This window comes from Corynebacterium sp. (assembly GCF_012838985.1).
In the GTDB taxonomy this organism is placed as follows: Bacteria; Actinomycetota; Actinomycetes; order Mycobacteriales; family Mycobacteriaceae; genus Corynebacterium.
This window is the reverse complement of record NZ_DUOE01000090.1, coordinates 1-4,172: the sequence shown is the minus strand read 5'-3', so window position 1 is coordinate 4,172 and position 4,172 is coordinate 1. Positions and strand designations below refer to the sequence as shown.

Sequence of the window (4,172 nt, the reverse complement as noted above, 5' to 3'; positions counted from 1 at the left end):
CCGATCCGGCAGCCGTGGCGCAGCTTCTCGACGTCAACTGCCTCGGCGTCACCCTCGGGGCCCGCGCCGCGCACCCCTACCTGAAGGGCGGGGGCACGCTGGTGAACATGTCCTCGGCGTCGGCGATCCACGGCCAACCCGACATCGCGACCTATGCGGCGTCGAAGGCCTACGTCTCCAACCTCACCGAGGGGCTCGGCCTGGAGTGGCGGAAGGACCGCATCCGCGTCGTCGCCGTGTGGCCCCTGTGGGCGCAGACGGGACTCGCGGATGTCGGGGCGGCGTCGGTACGCAGGCTCGGGGTGCGGATCACCCCGGAGCAGGTCGCCGACGTCGTGTGGCGCGCGGCGACCGCCGAGGGCCGCTGGGCCCGCGGCAAGGTCCACTACGGGGTCTCCGCCCTGGACAAGGCCCTCTACCTGGGGCGGTCCCTGGCGCCGGACCGGGTGGCCCGGCTGCTCACGCGGGTGCTGGCGGGGTAGGCGCCGGCACCCGCCGTCACGCGCGGTGCAGCACCGCCTCCAGCGCCTCCCGCAGGGCGGACGCGGGGTCGTCCACCGCGGTGTGCGAGCGGTAGGCGACGTGGTGGTCTGGGCGGACGAGGAGGCAGCCGTCGTCCTCGATCTCCCGCAGTCGACCCCAGTCGCCGTAGGTGTCGGCGTAGTCCTGCGCCGGGCCGATGCGGAAGGCGGGCAGCTCGATGCCCAGTTCGGCGGCCACCTTCTCCGCTGCCTCCACCCACGCTGCACCGTTGGTGCCGGTGAGCACCGTGAAGCGGCCCTGCCCGCAGATGTCGAGCGTGGAGATCCGCGGTGCCGAGGGGTTCGCGCCGCTCAGCCAGGCGTGCGGCAGACGCGCGCCGGGATGGGTGGTCGGCTGGTAGTGCAGCTGCGGGTCGGACTCCTGGACGGGCCAGTCGGTGCCGTCGGAGACCACGGCCGCGGACTCGTAGCGCTGCCCGAACTCCACGCCGAGGGCGTTGAACTCGTAGTTCTTGAGCACGAGGGCGTCGCGAAGTGCTTGTCGACGCTGCTCGCCCTCCGCGCTGGCCTCCTTGCGCTTGTCCATGGCGGCGCGCATGGTCGCGTCGTCATCCGCGGGGTCGATGCCGAGCGCGTCCAGGACATGGTCGAAGTCGGCGATCGACTGATTCGCGCGGCGCACGATCTGGCGGCCGACGGGGACGCGCTCGTCGTTGTAGGTGGCGGCCAGCCCCTCGCCGGCCTGCCCCTTGAGGATCATGGCCAGCTTCCACGCCAGGTTGTAGGAGTCCTGGATGGAGGTGTTGGAGCCCAGGCCGTTGCCCGGCGGGTGGCGGTGGACGGCGTCGCCGACACAGAGGACACGGCCGACCATGTTCTCCCTGGCGTACACGTCATTGACCGTCCACAGGGACCAGTCGGTCACCTTGATGTCGAGGTCCGGGGCGCCGATGAGGTTGCGGACGATGTCCTCGGCCTTCTGGTCATCCATCTCCGGGGGCGGCTGGTTGATGTCATAACCCCAGGTCACGAGCCATTCGTTCCACGGGCGGACCATGCGGACCAGGCCGAGCCCGATGCCGCCGGTGTTCGCGCCGGGCTGCAGCACCCAGTAGAGGGAGGACTGGCGGTTCTCGCACCACTCGCTCAGGTCCATCTCGCAGACGATGTTCATGGAACCGCCCACGCCCATCTGACCCTCCATCGGGAGCTGGAGGTCGGCGGCGATCTGGGAGCGGCCGCCGTCGGCACCGATGAGGTACTTCGAACGGACGGTGTACTCGTGGCCGGTCATGCGGTCACGGACGACCGTCGACACGCCCTCCGCGTCCTGGGTGTGGGAGACGTACTCCGTCTTCCAGCGGAACACGGCGCCCCGGGCCATGGCGTTGCGCACGAGCACCGGCTCGAAGAGGGTCTGCGGGATGTCGCAGTTGAGGGTGGGGGAGGTGGCTATGTACTCGCCCTCCCGGTCGGGGCCGTTGCCCCAGGAGCGGACGCGGCCGAACTCCTCACCGGCGACGGAGGTGCAGAAGACGGTCTCGCCGATCATGTGGTGCGGGACGGCCTCAGCCATGACCTGGTCCTCGATGCCCATGTCACGCATGGTCTCGATGGTGCGCTGGTTGGTGATGTGGGCGCGCGGCGTGTTGGCGGTGTTGCCGTACTTCGAGGCGACGACCACCTCCACGCCGTAGGTGGAGAGGAAGAGCGCGGCGGAGGCGCCGGCCGGGCCGGAACCGACGACGAAGACGTCGGTGGTCAGGTCAGCGTTCGGGGTGGTCATGGTCTACATCTCCTCGGAGGTCTCGGTGGTGGGGGTGGTGTCGGCGGGGGCCAGGACGATGTCGAAGCGGCAGGAGGTCCAGGTGCGGTCGCCCACGTCCCGGCCGTCCGGGGTCGGGGTGCCGGCGGGCTGCTCCTCGAACTTCTTGATGAGCGAGTCCTTCACCCCGAACACGGAGTCGCCGATCTCGATCTGCGGGTCACCCTCGACGAAGATGTGGGTGACCAGCGGGCGCATGCCGTCCGCGGTGACCATGAAGTGCAGGTGCGCGGCGCGCAGCGGGGAGCGTCCGACGGCCTGGAGCATCTGGCCGACCGGCCCGTCGTGGGGGATGGGGTAGGGCACCGGGGTCAGACCCCAGAACTCGTAGCGGCCCTGGTCGTCGGTGAACAGGTGGGCGCGGCCGTGGGTGCGGCCGTCGTCGTACTGGACGTCGTAGAAGCCGTCCTCGTCGGACTCCCACACCTCGATCCGGGCGCCGGGGACGGGGTTGCCGTCGGTGTCGGTGACCACGCCCTCCACCCAGGCGGGCTGCCCGGTGGCGGCGCCGGCGATGTCGCCGCCGTGCTCGATGCGGGGGGCGTCGTCGACGAAGAAGGGGCCGAAGACGGTGGCCTCGGTGGAGTCCTTGTAGGCCTCGTTGTTCACGGCGATGGTCTGCATCGACGCGCCCAGGGTGTCGGAGAGGAGGACGAACTCCTGTCGACGGTCGTCGGTGATGTGTCCGACGCGGGTGAGGAAGTCGATGGCCTGACCCCATTCCTCCTCGGTGAGGCGGACGTCGCGGATGAAGTCGTGCAGGTGGGTGACCAGGGACTGCATGATCTGCTTGAGGCGTGGGTCGGGGGTGTTGTCGAAGGAGGCGACGACCTCGTCGACGAGCTCCTGCTCGATCTGCTGCTGGATGCTGGAGGGGGTGTTCATGATGTCTCCTGGTGGGGTCAGAGAGCGGCGGGGTCGGTGCCGTGGAAGGCGGCGGTGATGAGGGCGGTCATGTTCTCCTCGGTGACCTCGGCGGGGTTGCCCGCCGGGACCGCGGCGAGCACCCGCTCGACGGCCTCGGGGATGCCGTCCTCCGGCATGCCGAGCTCCGCGAGGGACCGCGGGGCGCCGACGTCCTGGTAGAGGTGGTTGAGTGCGGTGACTGCGTCGTCACCCCCGAGGGCGAGGGCCAGGTCGTCGGCGATCCCGGGGACGGCCGGCAGGTTGAGGGCCGCGACGTAGCGCAGGACCACGGAGTGGGTCTCCGCGTGCGGGAGGTTGAAGGTGCCGCCGAGCACGTGGCAGATCTTGTGGTGGAGACCGGAGCCGGCGGAGGCGAAGGCCACGCCGGAGAGGTAGCAGCCGTAGAGGGCCTGTTCACGGGCTGCGCGGCCGCCCTCCTCGGAGAGGGCGCGCAGGGCGGTGGCCAGTGCCCGGGCGGACTCGATGCAGTAGGCCCGGTTGATCGGGTCGGACTTCGGGGCCCACAGGGAGTCCACGGAGTGGGCCATGGCGTTGAGCCCGGAGGCGATGGCCATGTCGTGGGGGAGGGTGGCCACGAGGTCGGAGTCGTAGACCACGACCTTCGGCAGGACGACCGGGTCGACGCCGGTGGTCTTGGTCCGCTCCTCGGTGATGCCCCACACGGGCGTGGCCTCGGAGGCGGCGTAGGTGGTGGGGACGGCGATGATCGGCAGCCCGGTCTCCAGGGCGACGGCCTTCGCCAGGCCGGTGGCGGAGCCGCCGCCGATGCTGATGATCCCGTCCGCCCCGGTCTCCCGGGCGGTGGTGGTCGCGGCGTCGGCGATGTGCCGGGGGACGTGCTGGACGGCGTCGCGCCAGTGGGCGGCGGGCGTGAGTCGTCCGGCGATGGTCTCGGCGACCTCGTGGGTGCCGTCGGTGGAGACGAGCAGGGGGCGGGT

General features: G+C 70.8%; 4 protein-coding genes. 1 reads left to right on the top strand and 3 read right to left on the bottom strand.

What is annotated here, in order from left to right; genetic code table 11:
• Nucleotides 1–482: SDR family oxidoreductase (locus GXZ33_RS05205; protein ID WP_291339810.1), on the top strand; the 482-nt coding region annotated here is incomplete at its 5' end.
• A gap of 16 nt (nt 483–498) precedes the next feature.
• Here GXZ33_RS05205 and GXZ33_RS05200 read toward each other — a convergent pair.
• The 3 genes from GXZ33_RS05200 to GXZ33_RS05190 form a co-directional block, all read right to left on the bottom strand.
• Nucleotides 499–2,268, bottom strand: coding sequence for an FAD-dependent monooxygenase (locus tag GXZ33_RS05200; RefSeq protein WP_291339809.1), 1,770 nt, complete (start codon nt 2,266–2,268; stop codon nt 499–501).
• Nucleotides 2,269–2,271: 3 nt separating this feature from the next.
• Entirely contained in the window at nt 2,272–3,192 is a 921-nt protein-coding gene (locus GXZ33_RS05195) for a dioxygenase (RefSeq protein WP_291339808.1), read from the bottom strand.
• A 17-nt stretch (nt 3,193–3,209) separates the two neighbouring features.
• Nucleotides 3,210–4,172: maleylacetate reductase (locus tag GXZ33_RS05190; RefSeq protein WP_291339807.1), on the bottom strand; the 963-nt coding region annotated here is incomplete at its 5' end.

Bases quoted from the DNA above. Each gene is read 5' to 3' on its own strand.
- GXZ33_RS05200 (WP_291339809.1), bottom strand. From the start codon at position 2,268: ATGACCACCCCGAACGCTGACCTGACCACCGACGTCTTCGTCGTCGGT.
- GXZ33_RS05195 (WP_291339808.1), bottom strand. From the start codon at position 3,192: ATGAACACCCCCTCCAGCATCCAGCAGCAGATCGAGCAGGAGCTCGTC.